General features: G+C 70.1%; 27 protein-coding genes. 22 read left to right on the forward strand and 5 right to left on the reverse strand.

The features are described 5' to 3' along the window. Positions 1–104 precede the first annotated feature (104 nt). From ACFV6H_RS14015 to ACFV6H_RS14070, 12 genes are all read left to right on the forward strand, one after another. Positions 105–854, forward strand: a complete 750-nt coding sequence (locus ACFV6H_RS14015; protein ID WP_385541420.1) for a helix-turn-helix transcriptional regulator — start codon at positions 105–107, stop codon at positions 852–854. Then, complete coding sequence (gene sufB / locus ACFV6H_RS14020; RefSeq protein WP_384979518.1) at positions 851–2,272, forward strand: Fe-S cluster assembly protein SufB; 1,422 nt, start codon at positions 851–853, stop codon at positions 2,270–2,272. The genes ACFV6H_RS14015 and sufB overlap by 4 nt, the downstream gene beginning before the upstream one ends. 75 nt (positions 2,273–2,347) lie before the next feature. Beyond that, complete coding sequence (sufD, locus tag ACFV6H_RS14025) at positions 2,348–3,526, forward strand: Fe-S cluster assembly protein SufD (RefSeq protein WP_384979515.1); 1,179 nt, start codon at positions 2,348–2,350, stop codon at positions 3,524–3,526. Next, complete coding sequence (locus ACFV6H_RS14030) at positions 3,526–3,843, forward strand: bifunctional 3-phenylpropionate/cinnamic acid dioxygenase ferredoxin subunit (RefSeq protein WP_066950228.1); 318 nt, start codon at positions 3,526–3,528, stop codon at positions 3,841–3,843. Before sufD ends, ACFV6H_RS14030 begins: the two co-directional genes overlap by 1 nt. A gap of 7 nt (positions 3,844–3,850) precedes the next feature. Then, positions 3,851–4,615, forward strand: coding sequence for a Fe-S cluster assembly ATPase SufC (sufC, locus tag ACFV6H_RS14035; protein WP_384781926.1), 765 nt, complete (start codon positions 3,851–3,853; stop codon positions 4,613–4,615). A gap of 5 nt (positions 4,616–4,620) precedes the next feature. After that, a complete protein-coding gene (locus tag ACFV6H_RS14040) occupies positions 4,621–5,916 on the forward strand; it encodes a cysteine desulfurase (protein ID WP_385541630.1) in 1,296 nt (431 codons plus the stop codon). 24 nt (positions 5,917–5,940) lie between these two features. Next, on the forward strand, positions 5,941–6,405 hold the full coding sequence (sufU, locus tag ACFV6H_RS14045; RefSeq protein WP_385541423.1) for a Fe-S cluster assembly sulfur transfer protein SufU: 465 nt from the start codon (positions 5,941–5,943) through the stop codon (positions 6,403–6,405). Further along, entirely contained in the window at positions 6,402–6,740 is a 339-nt protein-coding gene (locus ACFV6H_RS14050) for a metal-sulfur cluster assembly factor (protein WP_093589444.1), read from the forward strand. Before sufU ends, ACFV6H_RS14050 begins: the two co-directional genes overlap by 4 nt. A gap of 180 nt (positions 6,741–6,920) precedes the next feature. Next, a complete protein-coding gene (locus ACFV6H_RS14055) occupies positions 6,921–7,427 on the forward strand; it encodes a hypothetical protein (RefSeq protein ID WP_385541426.1) in 507 nt (168 codons plus the stop codon). Then, complete coding sequence (locus tag ACFV6H_RS14060) at positions 7,424–7,774, forward strand: transcriptional regulator (RefSeq protein ID WP_385541428.1); 351 nt, start codon at positions 7,424–7,426, stop codon at positions 7,772–7,774. Before ACFV6H_RS14055 ends, ACFV6H_RS14060 begins: the two co-directional genes overlap by 4 nt. Continuing rightward, on the forward strand, positions 7,771–8,688 hold the full coding sequence (locus tag ACFV6H_RS14065) for an ABC transporter ATP-binding protein (protein WP_385541430.1): 918 nt from the start codon (positions 7,771–7,773) through the stop codon (positions 8,686–8,688). The genes ACFV6H_RS14060 and ACFV6H_RS14065 overlap by 4 nt, the downstream gene beginning before the upstream one ends. Before the next feature lie 23 nt (positions 8,689–8,711). Further along, positions 8,712–9,563 (forward strand): ABC transporter permease, encoded by an 852-nt coding sequence (locus tag ACFV6H_RS14070; RefSeq protein WP_385541632.1) that lies wholly within the window; start codon positions 8,712–8,714, stop codon positions 9,561–9,563. Between the two features lie 72 nt (positions 9,564–9,635). On the opposite strand, the gene ACFV6H_RS14075 is transcribed toward ACFV6H_RS14070, so the two are convergent. The 4 genes from ACFV6H_RS14075 to ACFV6H_RS14090 all read right to left on the reverse strand — a co-directional run bounded on the left by ACFV6H_RS14075 (position 9,636) and on the right by ACFV6H_RS14090 (position 13,332). Then, on the reverse strand, positions 9,636–10,718 hold the full coding sequence (locus ACFV6H_RS14075) for a sensor histidine kinase (protein ID WP_385541432.1): 1,083 nt from the start codon (positions 10,716–10,718) through the stop codon (positions 9,636–9,638). Next, positions 10,711–11,427, reverse strand: coding sequence for a response regulator transcription factor (locus ACFV6H_RS14080; protein ID WP_385541434.1), 717 nt, complete (start codon positions 11,425–11,427; stop codon positions 10,711–10,713). Before ACFV6H_RS14080 ends, ACFV6H_RS14075 begins: the two co-directional genes overlap by 8 nt. Positions 11,428–11,531: 104 nt before the next feature. After that, a complete protein-coding gene (locus ACFV6H_RS14085; protein ID WP_385541436.1) occupies positions 11,532–12,242 on the reverse strand; it encodes a VanZ family protein in 711 nt (236 codons plus the stop codon). Positions 12,243–12,333: 91 nt separating this feature from the next. Then, positions 12,334–13,332, reverse strand: coding sequence for an oxidoreductase (locus ACFV6H_RS14090; protein ID WP_385541438.1), 999 nt, complete (start codon positions 13,330–13,332; stop codon positions 12,334–12,336). Positions 13,333–13,613: 281 nt separating this feature from the next. Here ACFV6H_RS14090 and ACFV6H_RS14095 point away from each other — a divergent pair, with 281 nt between their 5' ends. The 9 genes from ACFV6H_RS14095 (at position 13,614) to ACFV6H_RS14135 (ending at position 20,481) form a co-directional block, all read left to right on the forward strand. Beyond that, positions 13,614–13,937 (forward strand): DMT family transporter, encoded by a 324-nt coding sequence (locus tag ACFV6H_RS14095; RefSeq protein WP_385541440.1) that lies wholly within the window; start codon positions 13,614–13,616, stop codon positions 13,935–13,937. Continuing rightward, a complete protein-coding gene (locus ACFV6H_RS14100) occupies positions 13,934–14,470 on the forward strand; it encodes a TetR/AcrR family transcriptional regulator (RefSeq protein WP_093588948.1) in 537 nt (178 codons plus the stop codon). Before ACFV6H_RS14095 ends, ACFV6H_RS14100 begins: the two co-directional genes overlap by 4 nt. Before the next feature lie 86 nt (positions 14,471–14,556). Then, positions 14,557–14,760, forward strand: a complete 204-nt coding sequence (locus ACFV6H_RS14105; protein WP_384986893.1) for a hypothetical protein — start codon at positions 14,557–14,559, stop codon at positions 14,758–14,760. A 95-nt stretch (positions 14,761–14,855) separates the two neighbouring features. Beyond that, on the forward strand, positions 14,856–15,845 hold the full coding sequence (gene dapD / locus ACFV6H_RS14110) for a 2,3,4,5-tetrahydropyridine-2,6-dicarboxylate N-succinyltransferase (protein WP_385541443.1): 990 nt from the start codon (positions 14,856–14,858) through the stop codon (positions 15,843–15,845). Positions 15,846–15,924: 79 nt separating this feature from the next. Then, positions 15,925–16,617: a DUF4232 domain-containing protein gene (locus ACFV6H_RS14115; RefSeq protein WP_385541445.1), complete on the forward strand. Its 693-nt coding sequence runs from the start codon at positions 15,925–15,927 to the stop codon at positions 16,615–16,617. A 108-nt stretch (positions 16,618–16,725) separates the two neighbouring features. Then, a complete protein-coding gene (locus ACFV6H_RS14120) occupies positions 16,726–17,115 on the forward strand; it encodes a hypothetical protein (protein ID WP_385541447.1) in 390 nt (129 codons plus the stop codon). A gap of 41 nt (positions 17,116–17,156) precedes the next feature. Continuing rightward, positions 17,157–17,840, forward strand: coding sequence for an SMI1/KNR4 family protein (locus tag ACFV6H_RS14125; RefSeq protein ID WP_385541449.1), 684 nt, complete (start codon positions 17,157–17,159; stop codon positions 17,838–17,840). 185 nt (positions 17,841–18,025) lie between these two features. Further along, entirely contained in the window at positions 18,026–18,730 is a 705-nt protein-coding gene (locus ACFV6H_RS14130) for an antibiotic biosynthesis monooxygenase (protein ID WP_385541451.1), read from the forward strand. 266 nt (positions 18,731–18,996) lie between these two features. Continuing rightward, on the forward strand, positions 18,997–20,481 hold the full coding sequence (locus ACFV6H_RS14135) for a hypothetical protein (protein WP_385541453.1): 1,485 nt from the start codon (positions 18,997–18,999) through the stop codon (positions 20,479–20,481). Between the two features lie 467 nt (positions 20,482–20,948). On the opposite strand, the gene ACFV6H_RS14140 is transcribed toward ACFV6H_RS14135, so the two are convergent. Then, complete coding sequence (locus ACFV6H_RS14140) at positions 20,949–21,713, reverse strand: SDR family NAD(P)-dependent oxidoreductase (protein WP_385541456.1); 765 nt, start codon at positions 21,711–21,713, stop codon at positions 20,949–20,951. A gap of 103 nt (positions 21,714–21,816) precedes the next feature. Between ACFV6H_RS14140 and ACFV6H_RS14145 the strand changes: the two genes are divergently transcribed. Beyond that, entirely contained in the window at positions 21,817–23,235 is a 1,419-nt protein-coding gene (locus ACFV6H_RS14145; RefSeq protein WP_385541458.1) for an alkaline phosphatase PhoX, read from the forward strand. Positions 23,236–23,441: the final 206 nt, after the last annotated feature.

Here is a 23,441-nt window from a genome sequence, read left to right on the forward strand (position 1 = left end):
CGGCAGGACGGTGGCTTGTTAGGTAACCCTAAGTGATAAAGCGCACCGCCGGCCGCTGCGGACCGTGGTTGTCAGTGCCGCCGGAATTACGCAACAATGGCGTTGTGAAATACGTCGGCGAGGCTTCCCAGGAGGAACTCGCGACCGGTGAGCACTCCACTCGCAACCGGGTCGCGCGCTCCATCCTGGACCACGGCCCCTCCACGGTCTCCGAACTGGCCGGGCGCCTCGGGCTCACCCAGGCCGCCGTCCGCCGTCATCTCGACGCCCTGGCCGCCGATGCCGTCGTGGAGCCGCGCGAGCAGCGTGTCTACGGCTCGCGCGGGCGCGGCAGGCCGGCCAAGGTCTTCGCCCTGACCGACTGCGGCAGGGACGCCTTCGACCAGTCGTACGACGAACTCGCCGCCGACGCCCTGCGCTGGATCGCGCGGGCCGCGGGCGGCGGCGCACTCGGCGAGGCGGCCGTGGCGGCCTTCGCCCGGGCCCGGCTCGCCGACCAGTCCGAGGCCTATCGCTCGGCGGTCGAGTCGGCCGAGCCCGACAAGCGCACCGAGGCCCTCGCCAGGGCACTGAGCGCCGACGGGTACGCTGCTACGGCGCGTAGCGCGCCCAACCAGCAGGGCGAGCAGCTCTGCCAGCACCACTGCCCGGTCGCCCATGTCGCCGAGCAGTTCCCGCAGCTCTGCGAGGCGGAGACGGAGTCCTTCTCCCAGCTGCTCGGCACCCATGTGCAGCGGCTGGCCACCATCGCGCACGGCGACGGTGTCTGTACGACGTTCATCCCCCGCGCCACCGCCACCCAAGAGACCACAAACCACGCATCCGAAAGCACAGCCGGGAGGAACCCCGAATGACGCTCCCCACGGAGACCGCCCACCCCGAGCTCGAAGGTCTGGGTACGTACGAATTCGGCTGGGCCGACTCCGACGCCGCGGGCGCCGCGGCCAAGCGCGGACTCTCCGAGGCTGTCGTCCGCGACATCTCGGAGAAGAAGAACGAGCCGGAGTGGATGCTGAAGCTGCGGCTCAAGGGCCTGCGCCTGTTCGACAAGAAGCCCATGCCGAGCTGGGGCTCGGATCTGTCGGGCATCGACTTCGACAACATCAAGTACTTCGTACGGTCCACCGAGAAGCAGGCCGCTTCCTGGGAGGAACTGCCCGAGGACATCAAGAACACGTACGACAAGCTCGGTATCCCGGAGGCGGAGAAGCAGCGCCTCGTCGCGGGTGTCGCCGCGCAGTACGAGTCCGAGGTCGTCTACCACCAGATCCGTGAGGACCTGGAGGAGCAGGGCGTCATCTTCCTGGACACCGACACCGCGCTGAAGGAGCACCCGGAGCTCTTCCAGGAGTACTTCGGCACGGTCATCCCGGTCGGTGACAACAAGTTCGCCTCGCTGAACACGGCCGTGTGGTCCGGCGGATCGTTCATCTATGTGCCGAAGGGCGTGCGCGTCGACATCCCGCTCCAGGCCTACTTCCGTATCAACACGGAGAACATGGGCCAGTTCGAGCGGACGCTGATCATCGTCGACGAGGACGCCTACGTCCACTACGTCGAGGGCTGTACGGCGCCGATCTACTCCTCGGATTCGCTGCACAGCGCCGTGGTCGAGATCATCGTCAAGAAGGGCGGGCGCTGCCGCTACACGACCATCCAGAACTGGTCGAACAATGTGTACAACCTGGTCACCAAGCGCGCCGTCGCCTACGAGGGCGCGACGATGGAGTGGGTCGACGGAAACATCGGCTCCAAGGTGACCATGAAGTACCCGGCCGTCTATCTGATGGGCGAGCACGCCAAGGGCGAGACGCTGTCCATCGCCTTCGCGGGCGAGGGCCAGCACCAGGACGCCGGCGCCAAGATGGTCCACATGGCCCCCAACACCTCGTCCAACATCGTCTCCAAGTCGGTGGCGCGCGGTGGCGGCCGTACCTCCTACCGTGGTCTGATCGAGATCGGCGAGGGCGCCGCGGGCTCCAAGTCCAATGTGCTCTGTGACGCGCTGCTGGTGGACACCATCTCCCGCTCCGACACGTATCCGTATGTGGACGTCCGTGAGGACGACGTGTCCATGGGCCACGAGGCGACCGTCTCCAAGGTCTCCGAGGACCAGCTCTTCTATCTGATGAGCCGCGGTCTCTCCGAGTTCGAGGCGATGGCGATGATCGTGCGCGGCTTTGTCGAGCCGATCGCCAAGGAACTGCCGATGGAGTACGCGCTGGAGCTGAACCGGCTGATCGAGCTCCAGATGGAAGGCTCCGTCGGCTGATCCACGCCAGACCGGCAGCTCGGCCGGTGACCGTTATTCCTTACGCAGAGGCAGAGAGAGAGCACGACGACAGCCATGGCTGAGGCTCAGAACATTCCGGCGGGTTCCACCACCGCCGGTTCGATCGCGGTGGCCGCCGAGTCGACCGTCGCCACGCGCATGAGCGCGCCCCCTTCCTACGACGTGGCGGACTTTCCCGTCCCGCACGGCCGTGAGGAGGAGTGGCGGTTCACGCCGCTGGAGCGGTTGCGTGGGCTGCACGACGGCACCGCCGTCGCGGCGGACGGCGTCACGGTCGAGGTGACCGCGCCCGACGGCGTCGTGGTCGAGACCGTCGGCCGTGACGACCCGCGGATCGGCAAGGCCGGTACGCCGGTGGACCGGGTCGCCGCCCAGGCGTTCTCCTCGTTCGAGAAGGCCTCGGTCGTCTCGGTGCCGAAGGAGACCGTGCTGAGCGAGCCGATCAGGATCGCCGTCCACGGCGAGGGCGGTACCTCCTACGGCCATCAGATTGTCGAGCTGGGCGCCTTCGCCGAGGCGGTCGTCGTCATCGACCACACCGGCGACGCCGTGCTCGCGGCCAATGTCGACTATCTCCTCGGCGACGGTGCCAAGCTGACCGTCGTCTCGCTCCAGGACTGGGACGAGAAGGCCGTCCATGTCGCCCAGCACAACGCGCTGGTCGGCCGGGACGCGTCCTTCAAGTCCGTGGTGGTCACCTTCGGCGGCGATGTCGTACGGCTCACGCCTCAGGTGCGGTACGCGGCGCCGGGCGGTGAGTCCGAGCTGTTCGGCCTGTACTTCACCGACCGCGGCCAGCACCAGGAGCACCGGCTCTTCGTGGACCACAACGCGCCGCACTGCAAGTCCAACGCCGCTTACAAGGGCGCGCTCCAGGGCACCGACGCACACGCCGTCTGGATCGGTGACGTACTGATCCGGTCCTCGGCCGTGGGCACCGACACCTACGAGATGAACCGCAACCTGGTCCTCACGGACGGCGCGCGGGTCGACTCGGTGCCGAATCTGGAGATCGAGACCGGTGAGATCGTCGGCGCGGGTCATGCCTCGGCCACCGGCCGTTTCGATGACGAGCAGCTCTTCTATCTGATGGCCCGCGGTATCCCGGAGACCGAGGCCCGCCGGCTGGTGGTCCGCGGCTTCTTCGCCGAGCTGGTCCAGAAGATCGGTCTGCCGGATGTCGAGGAGCGGCTGATGACCAAGATCGAGGCGGAGCTGGAGGCGTCAGTCTGATGGCTTTCGTCCGTGTCTGCGGTCTGGACGAGCTGGAGGAGGACACCCCGAAGCGGGTGGAACTCGACGGCACGCCCGTCTCCGTCGTCCGTACCGGAGGCGAGGTGTTCGCGATCAACGACATCTGCTCGCACGCGAATGTCTCGCTCTCGGAGGGCGAGGTCGAGGACTGCATGATCGAGTGCTGGCTGCACGGCTCCAGCTTCGACCTCCGTACCGGCAAGCCGTCCGGTCTGCCCGCGACGCGCCCCGTCCCCGTATACCCCGTAAAGATCGAAGGGGACGATGTGCTCGTCTCCGTCACACAGGAGTCCTGAGGCACCCATGGCAACGCTTGAAATCCACGACCTGCACGTCTCCGTCGAGGCCGAGGCCGGCCCCCGCGAGATCCTCAAGGGCGTCGACCTGACCGTCAAGCAGGGCGAGACGCACGCCATCATGGGCCCCAACGGCTCCGGCAAGTCGACGCTCGCGTACTCCCTCGCGGGCCACCCGAAGTACACGATCACCAGCGGCACCGTGACGCTGGACGGCGAGGACGTCCTCGCGATGACCGTCGACGAGCGCGCCCGCGCCGGGATCTTCCTCGCGATGCAGTATCCCGTCGAGGTGCCCGGTGTCTCCGTCTCCAACTTCCTGCGTACCTCCGCCACCGCCGTACGCGGCGAGGCCCCCAAGCTGCGCACCTGGGTGAAGGAGGTCCGGGAGACCATGGAGCGTCTCCAGATGGACCCGGCCTTCGCCGAGCGCAATCTGAACGAGGGCTTCTCCGGCGGTGAGAAGAAGCGCCACGAGATCCTCCAGCTCGAACTGCTCAAGCCGAGCATCGCGATCCTGGACGAGACCGACTCCGGCCTCGACGTCGACGCGCTGCGGGTCGTCTCGGAGGGCGTCAACCGCGTCCGCGAGACCGGCGAGGTCGGCACGCTGCTGATCACGCACTACACGCGGATTCTCCGCTACATCAAGCCCGACTTCGTACATGTCTTCGCCCAGGGCCGTATCGCCGAGTCCGGCGGCGCGGAACTGGCCGACAAGCTGGAGGAAGAGGGCTACGAGGCATATGTGAAGGGTGGCGTACCCGCGTGACAGAACTGCCGGGCCTTCTCACCGCATCAGACCTCACCGCATCAGACCTCACCGCCTCGGACCGCCTGCTGGACGAGGCGATCCGCAAGGATTTCCCGATCCTCGACCGGGTGATCCACGACGGCAAGAAGCTGGTGTACCTGGACTCCGCGGCGACCTCGCAGAAGCCGCGCCAGGTGCTCGACGCGCTCAACGAGTACTACGAGCGGCACAACGCGAATGTCCACCGAGGCGTGTACACCATCGCCGAGGAGGCCACGGCGCTGTACGAGGGCGCGCGCGACAAGGTCGCCGCCTTCATCAACGCTCCCAGCCGCGACGAGGTGATCTTCACCAAGAACGCGTCGGAGTCGCTGAACCTCGTGGCCAATATGCTCGGCTGGGCGGACGAGCCCTACCGGGTGGACCACGAGACCGAGATCGTCATCACGGAGATGGAGCACCACTCCAACATCGTGCCGTGGCAGCTTCTGTCGCAGCGTACGGGCGCGAAGCTGAAGTGGTTCGGCATCACCGACGACGGCCGTCTCGATCTCTCGGACATCGACCGGATCATCACCGAGAAGACCAAGATCGTCTCCTTTGTGCTGGTCTCCAACATCCTGGGCACCCAGAATCCGGTCGAGGCGATAGTCCGCCGGGCCCAGGAGGTCGGTGCGCTGGTCTGCATCGATGCCTCGCAGGCCGCTCCGCACCAGGTGCTGGACGTCCAGGCGCTCCAGGCCGACTTCGTGGCGTTCACCGGTCACAAGATGGTCGGACCGACCGGGATCGGTGTGCTCTGGGGCCGTCAGGAGCTGCTGGAGGATCTGCCTCCGTTCCTCGGCGGCGGCGAGATGATCGAGACCGTCTCGATGCACTCCTCGACGTACGCGCCCGCGCCGCACAAGTTCGAGGCGGGTACGCCGCCGATCGCGCAGGCCGTCGGGCTCGGCGCGGCCGTGGACTATCTCTCCGCGATCGGTATGGAGCGGATCACCGCGCATGAGCACGCGATCACCGAATACGCGGTGAAGCGGCTGCTGGAGGTCCCGGACCTGCGGATCATCGGTCCGGCGACGGCCGAGGACCGCGGCGCCACGATCTCCTTCACGCTCGGCGACATCCATCCGCACGATGTGGGCCAGGTCCTCGACGAGCAGGGCATCGCCGTCCGGGTCGGCCACCACTGCGCCCGGCCGGTCTGCCTGCGGTACGGAATTCCCGCGACCACGCGGGCGTCTTTCTATCTGTACTCCACTCCGGCCGAGGTCGACGCCCTGGTCGAGGGCCTGGAGCACGTCCGTCAATTCTTCGGATGAGGACTGAGGACTGAGAGGCTGTCCGTGAAGCTGGATTCGATGTACCAGGACGTCATCCTGGACCACTACAAGCACCCGCACGGGCGCGGTCTCCGGGACGGCGACGCCGAAGTGCACCACGTGAACCCGACCTGCGGTGACGAGATCACGCTGCGTGTGCGGTACGAAGGTTCGCGGATCGCGGATGTCTCGTACGAGGGCCAGGGCTGCTCCATCAGCCAGGCCAGCGCATCCGTGCTGAACGACCTGCTGGTGGGCAAGGAGCTGGCCGCGGCGCACAAGATCCAGGGCACCTTCCTGGAGCTGATGCACTCCAAGGGCCAGCTGGAGCCGGACGACGCGATGGAGGAACTGCTGGAGGACGCGATCGCGTTCGCCGGTGTCTCCAAGTACCCGGCCCGCGTCAAGTGCGCCCTGCTGAGCTGGATGGCGTGGAAGGACGCGACGGCCCAGGCCCTGGGCGACCGTGCGACGAAGGAGACGGCATGAGCGAGAACGAGACCCTGACGATCAAGCCGGCCTCGGAGGACGAGGTCCGCGAGGCGCTGTACGACGTGGTCGACCCGGAGCTGGGCATCGATGTCGTCAACCTCGGCCTGATCTACGGCATCCACATCGACGATTCCAACAACGCGACGCTGGACATGACTCTGACGTCGGCGGCGTGTCCGCTGACCGATGTGATCGAGGACCAGGCGAAGGCGGCGACGGACGGCATCGTCAGCGAACTCAAGATCAATTGGGTCTGGATGCCGCCATGGGGCCCGGACAAGATCACCGACGACGGCCGCGAACAGCTCCGCGCACTGGGCTTCAACGTCTGACCGCCCGCGCCGCGCCGGGCGGATGCACTACAGGCCCCATGACCCGAGGACCGGGTCATGGGGCTTCTGCGTCGCTGGATCCGTTCCTGCCGGTGCCGGCGAACCGCCGACTTGCCTATGAGGAAAGCCAAAGGTACTTTCCTGGTAGGAAAGTAAAGCGGGGACGGGAGGGCAAGGGACATGAGCACGCCGGTGGATGCCGAACAGGCATGGAGAGACCTACAGCGCATCCGAGTGCCGCAGGAGCGGGTGTACGACGAGGTCGAGCGGTCCGCTGCGGGCGGCTGGGGCACCACCTGGGGCACGGCCGTGCTGATGTGGCTCTTCCTGGCCGGTCTGGGCCTGGACCTGCCCGGGTGGGGCGTGGGGCTGGTCCTCACCGCGTACGTCGCGCTGCTGAGTGTGCTGGTCGTGCTCCACAACCGCCGGAGCCGGGTGCGCCTGCATCACACCCGGTACTCCCGGCGGATGCTCGGCACCTTCGTCTCGGGAGCGGTGGTGACCGGCGGGACGACCCTGCTGTCCGGCCGTCTGGTCGATTCGCTGGAGCCGATGTCCGCCGGTCTGATCCAGGCCACGGTCTCGGCGACGGTGTTCGTGCTGTTCGTCGGGCCGACGAGCCGCTGGGCGGCCGGGTCGGCGCGGGACCGCGGCACACAGGCCGCAGGCGCGAGGGCGGACCGATGAGCATTCCCGCCGGCTTCGACGAGCTGATCCATCCCGCCACCCGGCTGTCGGTGGTCGCGCTGCTCGCCGCCACCGAATGGGCGGACTTCGCGTTCGTCCGAGACAGCCTCTCGCTCAGCGACTCCGCGCTGTCCAAACAGCTGCACACCCTGGAGGAGGCCGGATATCTGGAGCTCCACAAGGACGGCGGCGGCCGCAAGCGGCGCACCAGGGTACGGCTGACGGACCGCGGCCGTACCGCCTTCGAGGGGCACGTCGCGGCGCTCCGGGCGATCGTCGAGGGCGCCGGTCCTCCGGCGGCGACCGAAACACCATCACCGCGATACCACTCGGGGGCAGGACGATGACGCCGAAGCACACACACGCCCAGCCCGTCGTCCACGCGCGCGACGTGACGATGTCGTACGGCGACGTCGACGTCCTCCACGGCGTCGACCTGGACATCCACCGCGGCGAGGTCTTCGCGCTGCTCGGACCCAACGGCGCCGGGAAGACCACCACCGTCGAAATCCTGGAGGGCTTCCGGCGGCGTTCCGCCGGTGAGGTGAGCGTCCTCGGTACGGACCCGGAGCGGGGCGACGACGCGTGGCGCGGCCGGATCGGACTGGTCCTGCAGTCCTGGCGCGACCACCGCCGCTGGCGGGTCGCCGAGCTGCTGACGCACTTCGCCATGTACTACCCCGACCCGCGCGACCCGGCCGGACTGCTGGCCCTGGTCGGCCTCACCGACCAGGCCGGCCGGCAGGTGGACCGGCTGTCCGGCGGGCAGCGCCGGCGGCTGGACGTCGCGCTCGGCATCGTCGGCCGTCCCGAACTCCTCTTCCTGGACGAGCCGACCACCGGCTTCGACCCGGAGGCGCGGCACGAGTTCCACGTCCTGGTCGAACGGCTGGCCCGCGACGAGGGCGTCACCGTCCTGCTCACCACCCATGACCTGGTGGAGGCCGAGCGGCTCGCCGACCGGATCGCCATGCTGGTCGGCGGCCGGATCCGGGCCTGCGGCACGCCCGCGGAACTGGCCCGGCGGGCCGCCGCCCGGGCCGAGGTCCGCTGGACGGCCGACGACGGGACGTCCCGCCGCGAACGCACCGAGGACCCCTCACGGCTGGTCTGGGAACTCCACCGGCACGCGGACGGCCCGATCGCCGGTCTGGAGGTCCGCCGCCCGACGCTGGAGGACACATACCTGCACATGGTGCACCGGGAGGCCGGCGGCACGGATACGGATGGCGACGCGGACGAGGAGGCACAGGCCGCATGAGGAACACGCCCATGAGAACACCCATGTCGAACGGCTGGCGTGCCGGGCTCCAGCGCGGCGGTATCGAGCTGCGGCACCTCCTGCGCAACGGCAAGGAGATGTCCGGCCATCTGACCAACGTGGTCGTCGCGCTGCTCGTCGCCGCCTACGTCAGCGACGACGTGCCCGGCACCCGGACGCCGATGGCCCATCTGGTGCTGGCGGGCTTCGCCGCCTACCTGCTGTTCCAGATCGGACTGATCAACCTTCCGCAGATGCTCGTGACCGAGCGGGAGGAGGGCGCCCTGCTGCGGCTGCGCGCCACGCCCGGCGGGATACCGGCCTACCTCGTCGCCAAGTGCCTGCTGGTGGTCGTCGTGGCGGTCGCCACCCTGGCTCTGCTCCTGGCTGCCGCGGCGCTGCTGGTGGACGGGCCGCTGCCGCACGGTCCTGCCAACTGGCTGACGCTGCTGTGGGTCACCGCGCTCGGGCTGCTCGCCGTCGTACCGCTGGGCGCGGCCATAGGAGCGGTACTGCCCAACCCCCGCGAGGCGCTGGCGTTGATCATGCTGCCGACGATGGGGCTCCTGTTCACCTCCGGAACGGTGTTCCCGATCACCTCGCTGCCGGTGCCGGTCCAGCAGGTGGCCTCGGCCTTCCCGCTCAAGTGGATGGCACAGGGCCTGCGTTCGGCGCTGCTTCCCGACACGGCTCGGACCGCCGAGGCGGCCGGCTCCTGGGAACTGCCCATGGTCGCCCTGGTCCTGACGGCCTGGGCGGTCCTCGGGTTCCTCCTCGCGGTGCCCCTCCTGCGCCGTGCCGCCCGCCGCGAGTCCGGCTCCCGCCTGTCCGCGCGGCACCGCAAGGCGGCACAGAGCGGCGCGCTGCCCGCGTAGGCGGCCTCGTGACCGCTGGGTGACGGCACGGGCCCAAAGGCTGTCCTGGTGAGCCCTGTTCGGGGACGGTGCCTACGGCGTGCCGGGAAGCCGGACCGTGACGAGGAGACCGCCGGCGGGGCGGGGGACGAGGTCGAGGGTTCCGTCGTGGGCGCGGACGATGCTGTGCACGATGGCCAGGCCGAGGCCGACGCCGGCGTGTTCGTCGGTGCGTACGCGTTCCGTTCCGCGCTGGAAGGGTTCGGTGAGGGTCGGTACCAGTTCCGGTGGGAGCCGACGGCCCGTGTTCTCGGCCCGCAGCACGCTCGTGTCGCCGTGCGCCTCGGTGTGGACCGTCACGGTGCCGCCGGCGGGGAGGTTGTGGACGATGGCGTTCTGGACGAGGTTCATCACCATCCGCAGCAGGAGCTCCGCGGAGCCGCTGGTCCGGGCTGCCGCGCCGGTGACATCGAGCGTGATCCGGCGCTGTTCGGCGAGGGGAAGCAGCGTTTCGGCGGCTTCTTCGGCGATGAGGGAGAGGTCGACGCTCTCGCGGGTGAAGTTTCCGCGGTCGCCGCGGCTGAGCAGCAGGAGCGCCTCGGTGAGGTCGATCGCCCGCGTATTGACAGCGTGCAGGCGTTCGATGAGTTCGCCCCGGTCCCGCGTGGGGTCCTTGCGGGCGACGTCGAGGAGCGTCCGCGAGATCGCCAGCGGGGTGCGCAGTTCGTGGGAGGCGTTCGCGGCGAACCTCTGCTGCTCGGCGACGTGGGACTCAAGTTGTTCGAGCATCGAGTCGAACGCGTCGGAGAGTTCACGGAATTCGTCCTGGCGGCCCTTCACTCGGATCCGGTGGGACAGCGACCCGTTCCCGGCCATCCGTGCCGCTTCCGTGATCTGGGTGAGTGGTGCGAGCATCCGGCCGGCGAGGATCCATCCCCCCAGGAGGCCGAACACGAGCAGGAAGACCATCGCCACGGCTGCGGCGGGGGCGAAGGTGTGCACAAGGAGGTAGCGGTTGGGCGAGATCCCGAGCAGGCCCTTGGAGTTGTCGGGTACGTAGCGCAGCAGGAACACCCACACCACGGCCAGCAGGAGAGCACCGGCGACGGCGAGGAATCCGGCATAGCTGAGGGTGAGTTTCAGCCGGGCGCTGAGCCCTGGGCGTCGCCTATGCACGCGTACTGCCGGGGCCGGTGGTGTCCCTGCCGGGGGCGATGGTGTCCATACCGGTGTCGATCCGGTAGCCGACGCCGGGCACCGTGGCGATGATCCATGGTTCGCCGAGCCGTTTGCGCAGTGCGGAGACGGTGATGCGCACGGCGTTGGTGAGGGGGTCGGCGTTCTCGTCCCAGGCCCGTTCCAGCAGCTCTTCGGCGCTGACGACCCCGCCCTCGGCGGCGACGAGGACTTCCAGCACGGCGAACTGTTTACGGGTGAGCGCGACATGGCGTCCGTCGCGGAAGACCTCCCGGCGGAAGGGATCGAGCCGCAGGCCCGCGATCTCGCGGACCGGGGGCCGGGCGTACGCGCGTCTGCGGTCGAGCGCCCTCAGCCGCAGGACGAGCTCCCGCAGCTCGAACGGTTTGGTGAGGTAGTCGTCGGCGCCGAGCCCGAACCCGGAAGCCTTGTCGTCGATCCGGTCGGCAGCGGTGAGCATGAGGATCGGGATGCCGCTGCCGGAGGCGACGATGCGCCGGGCGACCTCGTCGCCGGAGGGGCCGGGGATGTCGCGGTCGAGGACCGCGAGGTCGTAGGAGTTGACGCCGAGCAGTTCCAGGGCGGAGTCGCCGTCGCCGGCGATGTCGGCGGCGATCGCCTCCAGCCGCAGACCGTCACGGACGGCTTCGGCCAGGTAGGGCTCGTCCTCCACGATCAGTACGCGCATGTCCGAAGCGTAAGCAGCACAACATATCGCCGACGTATGCAAAGACGTACGTGAAGACGTATGCAAGGACGTGTGCAAAGACGGGTGCACACCGGACACGCGGCTCAGCCTGCCGGCGCCGGCGCCGGCACGGGGCGAGGCCGGTCCGACGGGGCTTGCGCCGTAGTGCGCCACCAGCGGCGCGACGCCAGTGCGGCCAGTACGGCGCCGGCGGCGTTGACCAGTACGTCGTCCACGGAGGACACCCGGTCCAGCCGCAGAACGTACTGTGCGGTTTCGACCAGGACCGAGCAGCCCGCCCCGAGCGCCAGGATCCGCGGCACGGACGCCAGCGCCGCGAACCGCATCGGGGCGAAGAACCCCAGCGCCGCGAAGACCAGCAGGTTGCCGACGATCCCGAGCGGCCCCATCGTGACCAGGTCCCGCAGCGGTACGAGGCTCACCCGCGCGGGGACGGTGCCGGCCCCGCCGCCCGGCATCATCGTCAGCCACAGGAACGGTACCGTCCCGTAAACCATGCCCACCTCGGCCAGCGACATCCGCCACGCCGATGTGACGCCGGCGGCATGCCGACCGCGCGCCAGAGCCCACACCGCCAGCGCGGCCAACGGCAGCGCGACCAACGTCATGAGCACCACACCGTTGAACGTGTCGAAGCAGCCGTGCCACCGCCCGGCCATACACATCGGAGCGGACATCATGAGTGGCCGCCGCATGACGAACACGGCGCTCGCCATGCCGAGGACCGCCAGGCCGAGAAGCACGATCCCGCGCGTGCGGCGGGGCGGTGCTGACAGGGATGCGTTGTGGTTCATGGCCCTCATTGGAGACGGAGGGCTGTTGCGGTGGCGTATGCGATTTTCGATACGCCCGCGATACACGGAAGCCCTGGCATCAAGGAATGCGTCAGGCCGGCGGGGTGGTTGCGGCTGCCGCTTCGGTGAGGGTGGGGGCCAGGTTTTCGGTGCGGATGCGTTGGTCCACGTAGAGCAGGTTCAGTACGAGCTGAGGGAAGGTCGTCGCGACGATCTGGCTGATGAGTTGGCCGACCATGGACAGTGCCACATAGCTGACGAGGGCGACGAGGACCGGTCCTGCGGCGAGGTCGTCGCTGTTGTTGCCCGTGCTGAGCAGGCCGGGGAACAGGCCGAGTGTGTTGATGAGTTGCTGGAAGACCACTCCGGCGAAGGCCGCCATGACGAAGGCCAGCAGAGAGATGCCGAAGATCCGCCACCAGGCGCCGCGCACCAGATGCGCCGAGCGGGTCATGGCCGTTATCGGGCCACGGGATTCGATCACGGCGACGGCGGGTGCCAGGCTGAAGCGGACCCAGAGCCAGATCGCCGCGGGCGCGAGCGCCAGCGTGCCCAGGAAGCCGACCGGGACCAGCCAGGCGGCCCGGCTCAATTCGCCCAGTGTGGCGAGTGAGAACAGCGCGGTGGTGAACGCCGCCGTGAACAGTGCCAGCGGTACGAGGGCGATCAGCCAGCTCAGGACCGCCGCGCCCAGCACCGCGGGCGCGCGCACCGAGGCGCGCCGCCAGGTCTCGCGCAGAGTGGTCCGCCGGCCGAGGACCGCGTTCTGGACTATCGCCGGACAGGCCGCCTGGACCAGCGAGTTGGCGGCCAGCAGCGCCAGCATCCCGAGGGCCCAGACACAGCCGTAGGCGATCAGCAGCGGCCGGAGGTCGTTCCAGGACGGTTCGGCGTCGTAGGCCGCGTCGACAAAGCGGTGCAGATGGTCGCCGACCGCGCCGTACGCGACCGCCAGCGCGGCTCCGACCGCGAGGGCGGCGGCGCCGTACATCAGGGCGGCCAGCCCGAAGAGCGGCTTCCAGTAGCGGCCCATGGTGGCGAAGGCGCCGCCCAGTATGTCGCCGAGACCGAGTGGCGCGAGCGGGATCACTCCGGGCTTGGGAGGCGCGGGAGGCGGTGTCCAGCCGCCCCAGCCGTACGGTCCGTTCCCGTACGGATCTTGCGGCCCGCCGCCGTACGGCCCGCCACCGTATGGACCCCCGCCCTGCGGACCGTTCCCGTGTGGACTGTTTCCGTCCTGTCCCATGCCCTGCGTCACGACCCCACCCATTCGTTCTCGTCCCAGCGGACGGCACACCGTATCCGCCGCGCATGGAGATTGGCCAGGCAGTTTACGTACGCGCGTACGTATCGATGCGTACACTCGTACGCATGGGATATGGACTGCTGGCCGCGGCGATAGCGGCGGAGGTGGCCGGTACGACGGCCATGAAGTACAGCGAGGGCTTCACGCGGCTCTGGCCCTCACTGATCACCGTGGCCGGGTATCTGCTCGCCTTCACGCTGCTCGCGCAGACGCTCAAGACCCTGTCCGTCGGCACCGCCTACGCGATCTGGTCCGGCGCGGGCACGGCGGCCATCGCCGTCATCGGCATGGTCTTCATGAACGAGTCCGTGAACGCGGCCAGACTGGCGGGTATCGCCCTCGTGGTCGCGGGCGTCCTCGTGCTCAATCTGGGAGGAGCCCACGGATGACCCGGCGTTACGATCCCGAACGGCGCCAGCGCATCATCGACGCGGCGATCCGGGTGGTCGGGCGCGCCGGTATCGCGGGGCTCAGCCATCGCACCGTCGCCGCCGAGGCCGATGTGCCGCTCGGCTCCACCACGTATCACTTCGCCTCCCTCGACGAACTGCTGATCGCCGCGCTGCGCCAGGCCAACGAGAGCTTCGCCGCCGCCATCCGGGAGAGCGGTGCCCTCGCGGATCCGGAGTGCGATGTCGCCGCTGAGCTGGCGCGGTTCACCGGCGAGTGGCTCGCCGGGGAGCGCACGGGAGTGGAGCTGGAGTACGAGCTGTATCTCGCGGCGCTGCGGCGGCCCGCGCTGCGCCCGGTCGCGGCGGAGTGGTGCGTCGCGGTCGCCGAGGTGCTGTCCCGGCGGATCGATCCCGTCACCGCGCGGGCGCTGGTCGCGCTGCTGGACGGGATCTGTCTCCAGGTGCTGCTCACGGACGCGGTGTACGACGAGGAGTACGCGCGCGAGATGATGGCGCGGCTGATCCCATGAATCCCGTGACGCGGCTGATCCCATGAGCAGGGCTTTCACCTGGCGTCGGCGGTTGTCCCGGCGACGGCCGACGGTAGGTTGATCCGATGAGCCATCCCTCCCAGGGGCCCGAGATCACCTACGCGGAGTGCCGGCAGTGCGGAACTCTGATCGCCGGGCTCGACGGCCGTTACAGCTGCGGTGTCTGCGGCTGGGTCAACCATCACTCCGAGGGACACCGCCCGCTGCCGCGCGCGGAGGACGACATCGACCACGCGGCGGCCCGCACCGACGACAACCGGCTGAGCTGACCTGGGCGTACGGCCCTGAGGCGCGGCGCCGAGGTACGCGCCCGGCACCTGAGACCGGTTCGCCCGTGTGCCGTCGAAAACGTTAGGTTCTGAGCATGACCGACACGTCTTCTTCCCGTACCACCGGCGCCGTCGCCGCCGGTCTCGCCACCCTCACCGAGGACGGCACCGTCCTGGACACCTGGTTTCCCGCTCCCGAGCTCGTCGCGGAGCCCGGACCGGCCGGCACCGAGCGGCTGACCGCCGAGCGCGCCGTGGAGCTGCTCGGCGAGGGCGCGGCCAAGGCCGTCGGGCCCGACCCGCGCCGCGGAGTCGAGGTCGTCGCCGTCCGTACGGTCATCTCCTCGCTCGACGACAAGCCGCTGGACGCCCATGACGCGTATCTGCGGCTGCACCTGCTCAGCCACCGGCTGGTCCAGCCGCACGGCCAGAGCCTGGACGGCCTCTTCGGGCTGCTCGCCAATGTCGCCTGGACCTCGCTCGGTCCGGTCGCCGTCGACGCGCTGGAGACGGTACGGCTCAACGCGCGCGCCGAGGGACTGCACCTCCAGGTGACCTCGGTCGACAAGTTCCCGCGGATGACGGACTACGTGGCGCCCAAGGGCGTCCGGATCGCCGACGCCGACCGCGTACGGCTCGGCGCGCATCTCGCCGAGGGCACGACCGTGATGCACGAGGGCTTCGTCAACTTCAACGCGGGCACTCTCGGCACCTCCATGGTCGAGGGACGGATCTCCGCGGGCGTCGTCATCGGCGACGGCTCCGACATCGGCGGCGGCGCCTCCACCATGGGCACGCTCTCCGGCGGCGGCAAGGAGCGCATCGTGATCGGCGAGCGCTGTCTGATCGGCGCGGAGGCGGGAGTCGGGATCGCCCTGGGCGACGAGTGTGTGGTCGAGGCCGGGCTGTATGTCACGGCCGGTACGCGCGTCACGATGCCCGACGGCCAGATCGTCAAGGCGCGTGAGCTGTCCGGCGCGAGCAATATCCTCTTCCGCCGCAACTCGGTCACCGGCGCGGTCGAGGCCCGTCCGAACAACGCGGTCTGGGGCGGTCTCAACGATGTGCTCCACAGCCACAACTGAGCCCAGAACGCGGACGGCAGGGCCCGGGCGGCAGCGCTGAACGAGGGAGGCCGACGGGCCCGTCCGGGGAGGGGATCGTATGGCGCGAATACGCCGTTCCACCGTGGCGGCGGTGGGCGCGCTGGTGCTGGCGGCGGTGGTCGGCGGATGCTCCGACATCCGGAACGAGATCGACGCGGAGCGACGCGCGCACCCCGGGCCGTTGTCTCCGTCACCCTCACCGTCCCTGTCGCTCTCGTCGTCTCCGGCGCCCGCGGCACCGTCGTACCGAGCGCCGGCCGACCCGCGCCCCACCGAGGAGCCAGGTCCCCGGCCCTGGGAGGCCACCGGACCGGGGCCCTGTCTCGCCTCGGGCGTCTCCTTCGGGCATGGGCCGGTGGACGCCGCCATGGGTCATCGGGCCGTCGAGATCGAGCTGATGAACTGCGGAAAGAAGCCCTACCGCGTCAACGGCTATCCCGAGATCGGCGTCCTGGACGAGGACCGTGAGCCGCTCGCGCTCAAGCTGACCCATGGGAACGCGTACACGGACGCCTCCAGGGACCAGGGACCGAAGCCGCTCACGCTGGCGCCGGGGGAGTCCGTGCGGTCGGTGCTGCACTGGAACAACCGGATCACCGACACGGCGGCCCACGACAGCGGCGCCTATGTGGTGGTCGCCGCGGCGGCGGGCGAGGAGCGGAGCACGCTGCCTCTGCCGGTCGATGTCGGTACGTCGGACGGACTGGACGTCACGGCATGGGCCACCGGACCGGCCCCGCGTCCGAACTGAGCGGTCCGGGTCTGCCGTTGGCAGTATTCCGCTGTCGGCCGTTCGGCGTTCGTATATCGGCATCGAACAGTGATCGGCCGTCCGTTCGGGATGCGGCAGGATGCTCCCATGATGCGTACTCTGCGCCGTCCGCTGCTTCTGCTGTTACCGGCCCTTGCCCTCACGTCCGCTGCCTGCGGAACCGAGAGGGCGCACGCCGACGCCTCGGCCGACCGTGCCGAACTGGAGGCGCGCGCCCGGTATATGCAGTCGGTGATCGAGCTGATCCGGGTGACCGAGGTGGACGGCCATGTCGTACGGCTCAGCGCCGAGCGGGCGACGGTGGACCGCGAGACGCTGCGGCGCGCGGCGGAGTCCGCGCGCCCTGCCACGGACGCCGAACTCGACGCGCTCCTGCCGGAACAGACGGCTCCGGCATCGCCGGTCGAACGAGGCGATCTGCCTCCGGTGGGCGACGGTGCTCCGAACAACAGCGTGCCGGAGGGAGCTTCGGGGTAGCAGGGGCCGGACTGTCAGTGGGTGCTGGTCCAATAGGGGACATGGAGGGCATGGAGAACATGGAGAACAAAAACGCCCACCGGGGCGAAGCAGACATGGGCGAAGCGGATTTGGCCGACCGAGGCGCGGGCGACCGAGGCTCGGCGGACCGGGAGGCGGGCGATTCAGGCGCGGCCGACCGGGGTGAACTCGACGCGCTGCGCGCGGCCTTCCCGGCGGAGCAGTGTTTGCCGCCGCTGGGCTGGGACGCGGTGCTCGCCTTCGAGCGCGAGCAGGGAATCGTCCTGCCCGAGCCGTACCGCACGCTGGTCGCCGAGATCTGCGACGGATGCAGCGAGGGCCCGGCCGATGTCGACGGGCTGATACCCGTGGCGGCAGTGCCCGCCGACTGGGGATGCGCGCAGACACAGCGGGTGCTGTCGAAACCCTTCCCGCTCACCGAGGCGTGGGTGTGGGAGGACGATCCACGGCCGTACGAGGAGATCGAACCGCTCATCGACGAGGTCTGCAACCACGGGAGCGTGGTGCTGGGCGCGGACGGCTGCGGGATGTACTGGCATCTCGTGGTCACGGGCCCGCAGCGCGGCCGGATCTGGAATATCAGCGATGTGGGCGCGGCGCCGTTCGGGGCGGCGTTCGGCCACACCACCGCGGGGGACGGGTTCGCCGGCTGGGTGGCGCACTGGGCGACCACGCGGCGGCCATGGTTCGACGTCGTGGTCTGACGGGAGCCATGACCGGACGGGTCCGTGACGGGACGGCGGGTCCGTGACCGGGCGGGAGTCATGACCGGGCGTCGGCCGCGACGGGGCGGGACGACGAGGGCGGTCTGTTGACCTCAACCGCACTTCATCTTCGAGCATGGTGGCGAGGGCGCACCGCGGGGGTGCGCCACCGAGGAGGTACCACCATGTCCGTGCGGTCCGCCACCCTGCCCGAGATCACCCGCCCGGGTGTGGGTGTCGTCATGGTCAGCCGCTGGCGCCTCGGCACGCCCGAGCGTCTGCGGGCCGCGGTCGAGGCCATCGACCGCGCGTGGCGGAGCCGGGAGTGGCCGGACGCCGGGCTGCTCTCGTACTCCGTCCTCACCGGCAACGACGGCGGCACCCTGCTCCACTACTCGCAGTGGCGCGACCAGGAGGCGTACGAGGAGTTCGTCCGCACCCACCGTGACGAGCGCAACGCCGAGATCGACGCGGCCGTGCCCGGGATCGAGCGTGTCGGGCTGCGCGCGTACGAGCTGTACCGCAGCAGCGAGCGCGCGGCGGGCGAGCGCCGGGTTCCGGGCTGTGTCGTGATCGTGGACGTGGAGTTCGACGGGCCCGACAGGGAGCGGCAGAAGGCCTGGGCCGATGCCGTCTTCGAGGCGCTCGGCAGCGAGCCGGCCCCGGCCTCCGGCGGGATCTCGGCGCACTTCCACATCAGCGTGGACGGGACACATGTCCTGAACTACGCGGAGTGGGAGAGCGAGCAGGCGCATATCGACGCGCTGGCCGCGCCGGGCGACGGCGTCGGTTCGGACACCGAGGCGTGGCGGCGGGTGCGGAATTACGCCGGGCTCATGGGCAGCACGGTGCGGCGGTACACACCCGTGCTGAGCCTCACCGCAGGGTGAGAGCGGCGGCCCGGCCGTATGTGGGGTACGGCCGGACCGCCGCGGTTCCCGGGGTGTGACGCCCCCTCGTACGAAGGTTTCCGGCCACTTGGGGAAGAGCCCTGCGGGGCTGGTTCTACGCGCGTAATCTCCTTGCTGCGCGGGCCAGTTGTCAAGGGTGCCTCGGCCCGCTCCACCTGTCGGGTACATGAACCGGGTGGGATGGGTCCAAATGCGTCTACGCTGGGGGCCGCCGTGAATCCGTACGCCGCGAGGAGAACCACCAGATGACCGGAGACCGCCCCACCGTGCCCCCGGTACGACTGCCCTCGGACGCGGAACTGGCGCGGGACGCGCTGGCCGCGCCACTGCTCGCCCGAGCCGTGCGGCTGGCCCGCTGGGCAGGGCCCGGGACTCGCGTGGGCGCGGGCGGCGAGCTGGTCGACGAGCAGCTCCCCGAGGCGGCGAAGGTGCTCGGTCTCGTGGACGAGGAGTCGCGGGAGGACGGCGAGGCGTACGCGAGCGAGGCGTGGCGCGTCGCGGTCGACACGGGCCTGGTGACGGTCGAGGACGGCGACACGGAGGACGGCGCCGACGACGGCACCACCGGCCGCGTCACGGCGGGCGAGCAGCTCGCTCTCCTCACCTCCGGCTCCCCGCAGGACATCCTCGGGATCTGGCTGGACGCCCTGGACGTCGTGTTCGCCGACGCGACCGCGCCGGTCCTGGACGATCTGGCCGCGGCGATCGGCGAGGACGGCGAGATCGACTTCGAATCGCTCGACTGGGACCCGGAGTCGGAGGCGGAGTTCCTGGAGGGCGTGCTCGGCAATCTCTATCTGCTCACCGTTGCGGACGGCGGCGGCGCCGGGGACGGCGCGTCGGGGCCCGTACCGCTGCCCGTCCTTGCCGCGTCGATGATCGTGCCCGACGACATGGGCGAGCCCACCGACGACGTCCTGGAGCAGGTCTCCGAGGCGATGATGCGGCTGGACGACCAGTTCCGGCTGCTGGAGCCGGTCGGGCTGGTCTCGTACGTACCGGTGGACGAGGCGCTGATGGAGGAGGACGCGGGAGGCGCGGCCGATGCCTCGCTGCCCGTCGGCGAGGAGGACGTCGCCCGCTACGGCATGGTCCGGCTGACGCCGCTTGGGCTCTACGGGATCAGGTCCCGGATGCTGGAGGCGGGAGTCGACGCGCCCGCGGTCGGCGATCTCGCGGCCAAGGACGCGCACGCGCTGCTGGACGGCGTCGCGCACTTCCCGGAGCTGTCCGCCCGCGCCGAGACCGAGCAGTGGCTGGCCCGCCGCGCGCCGGCCGACGCGGCGGGCCAACTGCTGGCCGCCGCGCGCGGCACCGACCAGCGCGCGCCACTGCGCCGCCTCCACTGCCAGCAGGCGCTCTCCCTGCTCGGCGCGGAGGCCGAGTCGGCGGTACGGGACGTGCTGGACGACCCGGAACTGGGCGGTCTGGCCCGTGTCTGGCTCGCCGAACTGGGCGCACGCGATGTGCCGCCGCCGCCGGAGCCGATGATCTTCTGGCTGGCCATCGACACGATCGCGGCGCAGCTCGACGCGGAGGGTGAACCGGAGGAGCTCCAGGAGCTGGTCGAGGGCCTGGTCGGCCGCCACGGAGGCTTCTTCGACGCGGCCTGGCGAATCGACCACCCGGCGACGGCGGAGGTCCTGGAAGCGATGGGGCGCCTGCATCGTGACCGGGGCGTGTCGAAGGAGGCCCGCAAGGCCGCGTTCAAGGCAAGGTCCCGCGCGTAGCGCCTCCCGGCGGGCGGGCGGTTCCGTCCTCAATCGCCGGACGGGCTGGGTTTTTCGGCCTGGCCCCTGCCGAGCGGGCACCCGGCACCGGGGCGGGCGGTTCCGTCCTCAATCGCCGGACGGGCTGGATTTTGCCCCACCGTCTGGGAGCCCGGTGCCGGGGTTGGCCGTTCCGTCCTCAAACGCCGGACGGGCTTGGTGGGTGCCCGGCACGAGTCGCAGACGGCATGCGGCGGGAGGGGGTCGGGGTCGTAGGAGGTGCGTGTTCGGACACTAAAGCGTGATTTGTGCCGCACGCCGGGCCGCGCATGACAACGAGACCCGCACGCGGCGTAAATCATGCCGTCCGGACATGTACCTCCGGAGGCCCCGGCCCCCGCACCCACCACCGGCCCCCGCGCCGCAGGCGCGCACCGCACCCCCGCCGGAGGCGCACCGCGCCAACAACCGACCCCGACCACGCCCGCTCACCGCAGGTGCGACGCTCCGTTCAGGTCCAGGATCGTGCCCGACGACCACTCCGCCCCCGGCGACGTCAGCCACAGCACCGCCTCCGCGATCTCCTCCGCCGTGGCCACCCGGCCGAACGGGCTCTGCGCGCGGATCGCCTCGCCCTCCGGGCCCGTCAGGCGGTGCGCGACGCGTTCCGTGTCGAAGAAGCCCGGGGCCACGGAGGCGACGCCGATGCCGTACGGGGCCAGGGAGACGGCCAGGGACTGGCCCAGCGCGTGGACGGCCGCCTTGGTCGCGCCGTAGGCCGGGTGGTCCGGCTCACCGCGGAACGCGCCGCGTGAGCCGATGTTGACGATCCGGCCGCCCGTACCGCGGTCGATCATGGAGCGCGCGGCGCGGTGGCTGAGCAGGGCCGTGCCCAGCAGGTTGACCGATATATGGCGCTGCCAGGCCGCCGCCCACTCCTCGTACGACGTCGAGGGCAGCGGATGCGGTTCGTTCACCGCCGCGTTGTTGACCAGTACGTCGATCCCGCCGAGCGCCTCGGCCGCCTCGTCCGCGACGCGTGCGGCGCCGGCCGGGTCGGACAGATCGCCGCCCAGCAGTGTGTGGCCCGTACCGGCCAGGGACTCCAAGGTCAGCCGGGCGTCGGCGGCGCGGCTGCCGTAGTGGACGGCGACCCGGTCGCCGTTGGCGGCGAAGGCTCGGGCGACGGCGCGGCCCAGGCCTCGGGACGCGCCGCTGACGAGGACACGGCGGCCGGTGGTTGGCAGGTTCATGGAAGCGGGCCTTTCGATGTCGGCCGGTGTTCAACCGGCGTTCAGCCATGGGCGGGAGCGTCGGGAGCGTATCCCTCCCCTTTGTGCCCTTCAGGAGACCGCGATGTCATTGACCCGCAGGGAATTCACCGGAAGATCCGCACTTACCGGGGCGGGCTTCATCCTGACCGGCGCCGCCGGCGCGCTCGCCACCGCGCCCGGCGCCCTCGCCGCCGAGGACGTCCCGGAGGTGGCCAGCGGTCCCGCGCTGGAGCCGGGCTACGGACCGTTGCGTCCCGATCCGCGCGGGATGCTCGCGCTGCCGGCCGGATTCTCGTACAAGGTGATCACGCACAGCGGAGTCACCAAGCTGGAGACCGGCGAGTACACGCCCTCCAACCATGACGGCACCGCCACCTTCGAGGGCCCGCGCGGAGTCACGCTGCTTGTCAACAACCATGAGCTGGACGGGCCGAGGGACGAGGTGGAGTACCCGGTACCGCTCACCGAAGGGCTGGTCTACGATCCGGCCGCGCCCGGCGGCTGCACCGTGGTCGAGACACACCGCGACGGTCGTACCGCCGAGTGGGTCGGTATCTCCGGTACGGCCGACAACTGCGCCGGCGGACGCACTCCCTGGGGCACCTGGCTCACCTGCGAGGAGAACTCCGACCGGGCGGGCCAGAACGGGATGACCAAGGACCACGGCTATGTCTTCGAGGTCGATCCCTACGACCGCCGCGCCAACCGGAATCCCAAGCCCATCAAGGCCTTCGGCCGCTACGACCACGAAGCGGTCGTCATCGATCCGCGTACCGGCTACGCCTATCTGACCGAGGACGCCTCGGAACCGAACGGTCTCTTCTACCGCTGGGTCCCGCCGCACGGTTTCAAGCACGGCCGTGGCCAGCTCCGCCGGCTCGCCGACGACGCGGGCGTCCTCCAGGCGCCGCGCTGCTTCGACGCCGGCGGCCGGTTCGTGGACGACCTCTCGCGCGCCGCGAAGCTCGGCACCGTCTACGGCGTGGACTGGGTGGACGTGCCCGACCGGGACGCCAGGACCGTCGACGTACGCGAGCAGTTCGACGGCGAGGACGTCACCCGCGCCAGAAAGCTGGAGGGCATGTGGTGGGCGGACGGCGGCGCGTACATCGTCTCCTCGTACGCCCGTGACGAGAGCCCGGGCAGGCCGCACGACGGCCAGGTGTGGTTCTACCACCCGAGGCGCCGCACGCTGACGCTCAAGGTGCTGCTGGGCGTCAACGCCGAGCCCGGCGAGGACGGCGCCTTCGACGGCCCGGACAACATCACCGTCTCACCGTACGGCGGGCTGGTCATCGCCGAGGACGGCGAGGGCATCCAGCATCTCTTCGGCGCGACGGAGCGCGGACGCACCTATCCGATCGCCCGCAACGACCTCAACGACAGCGAGTTCACGGGTGTCGTGTTCTCGCCCGACGGCCGCACGCTGTTCGCCAATATCCAGGAGCCGGGCATCATGCTCGCCATCACCGGTCCCTGGCGCCGCTCGCCCCGGCACTGACCCGCGACTCCCGCGACCGACCCGCGTACATGGCCTGCTGGAGCCGGTCCGTACGGCGGCTCGTACGGCGGCCCGTACGGCATTCCGGGACCGTTCCGGAGGCATTTCGGTACGGTCCCGGCGGGCTCCCTGTCCGGTCCTGGCAAGGTTTCGGCGGGCTCCCGGAAGGAGTGATCCGGTGGTCCGTCGGCTGTCGGGCATGGCGC

This window comes from Streptomyces sp. NPDC059743, assembly GCF_042732975.1.
Classification (GTDB): Bacteria; Actinomycetota; Actinomycetes; order Streptomycetales; family Streptomycetaceae; genus Streptomyces.

Coding starts and splice junctions, on each gene's coding strand:
- sufB (WP_384979518.1), top strand. CDS start 851: ATGACGCTCCCCACGGAGACCGCCCACCCCGAGCTCGAAGGTCTGGGT.
- sufD (WP_384979515.1), top strand. CDS start 2,348: ATGGCTGAGGCTCAGAACATTCCGGCGGGTTCCACCACCGCCGGTTCG.
- ACFV6H_RS14030 (WP_066950228.1), top strand. CDS start 3,526: ATGGCTTTCGTCCGTGTCTGCGGTCTGGACGAGCTGGAGGAGGACACC.
- sufC (WP_384781926.1), top strand. CDS start 3,851: ATGGCAACGCTTGAAATCCACGACCTGCACGTCTCCGTCGAGGCCGAG.
- ACFV6H_RS14050 (WP_093589444.1), top strand. CDS start 6,402: ATGAGCGAGAACGAGACCCTGACGATCAAGCCGGCCTCGGAGGACGAG.
- ACFV6H_RS14055 (WP_385541426.1), top strand. CDS start 6,921: ATGAGCACGCCGGTGGATGCCGAACAGGCATGGAGAGACCTACAGCGC.
- ACFV6H_RS14060 (WP_385541428.1), top strand. CDS start 7,424: ATGAGCATTCCCGCCGGCTTCGACGAGCTGATCCATCCCGCCACCCGG.
- ACFV6H_RS14065 (WP_385541430.1), top strand. CDS start 7,771: ATGACGCCGAAGCACACACACGCCCAGCCCGTCGTCCACGCGCGCGAC.
- ACFV6H_RS14070 (WP_385541632.1), top strand. CDS start 8,712: ATGTCGAACGGCTGGCGTGCCGGGCTCCAGCGCGGCGGTATCGAGCTG.
- ACFV6H_RS14080 (WP_385541434.1), bottom strand. CDS start 11,427: ATGCGCGTACTGATCGTGGAGGACGAGCCCTACCTGGCCGAAGCCGTC.
- ACFV6H_RS14085 (WP_385541436.1), bottom strand. CDS start 12,242: ATGAACCACAACGCATCCCTGTCAGCACCGCCCCGCCGCACGCGCGGG.
- ACFV6H_RS14095 (WP_385541440.1), top strand. CDS start 13,614: ATGGGATATGGACTGCTGGCCGCGGCGATAGCGGCGGAGGTGGCCGGT.
- ACFV6H_RS14100 (WP_093588948.1), top strand. CDS start 13,934: ATGACCCGGCGTTACGATCCCGAACGGCGCCAGCGCATCATCGACGCG.
- ACFV6H_RS14105 (WP_384986893.1), top strand. CDS start 14,557: ATGAGCCATCCCTCCCAGGGGCCCGAGATCACCTACGCGGAGTGCCGG.
- dapD (WP_385541443.1), top strand. CDS start 14,856: ATGACCGACACGTCTTCTTCCCGTACCACCGGCGCCGTCGCCGCCGGT.
- ACFV6H_RS14115 (WP_385541445.1), top strand. CDS start 15,925: ATGGCGCGAATACGCCGTTCCACCGTGGCGGCGGTGGGCGCGCTGGTG.
- ACFV6H_RS14120 (WP_385541447.1), top strand. CDS start 16,726: ATGATGCGTACTCTGCGCCGTCCGCTGCTTCTGCTGTTACCGGCCCTT.
- ACFV6H_RS14125 (WP_385541449.1), top strand. CDS start 17,157: ATGGAGGGCATGGAGAACATGGAGAACAAAAACGCCCACCGGGGCGAA.
- ACFV6H_RS14130 (WP_385541451.1), top strand. CDS start 18,026: ATGTCCGTGCGGTCCGCCACCCTGCCCGAGATCACCCGCCCGGGTGTG.
- ACFV6H_RS14135 (WP_385541453.1), top strand. CDS start 18,997: ATGACCGGAGACCGCCCCACCGTGCCCCCGGTACGACTGCCCTCGGAC.
- ACFV6H_RS14140 (WP_385541456.1), bottom strand. CDS start 21,713: ATGAACCTGCCAACCACCGGCCGCCGTGTCCTCGTCAGCGGCGCGTCC.
- ACFV6H_RS14145 (WP_385541458.1), top strand. CDS start 21,817: ATGTCATTGACCCGCAGGGAATTCACCGGAAGATCCGCACTTACCGGG.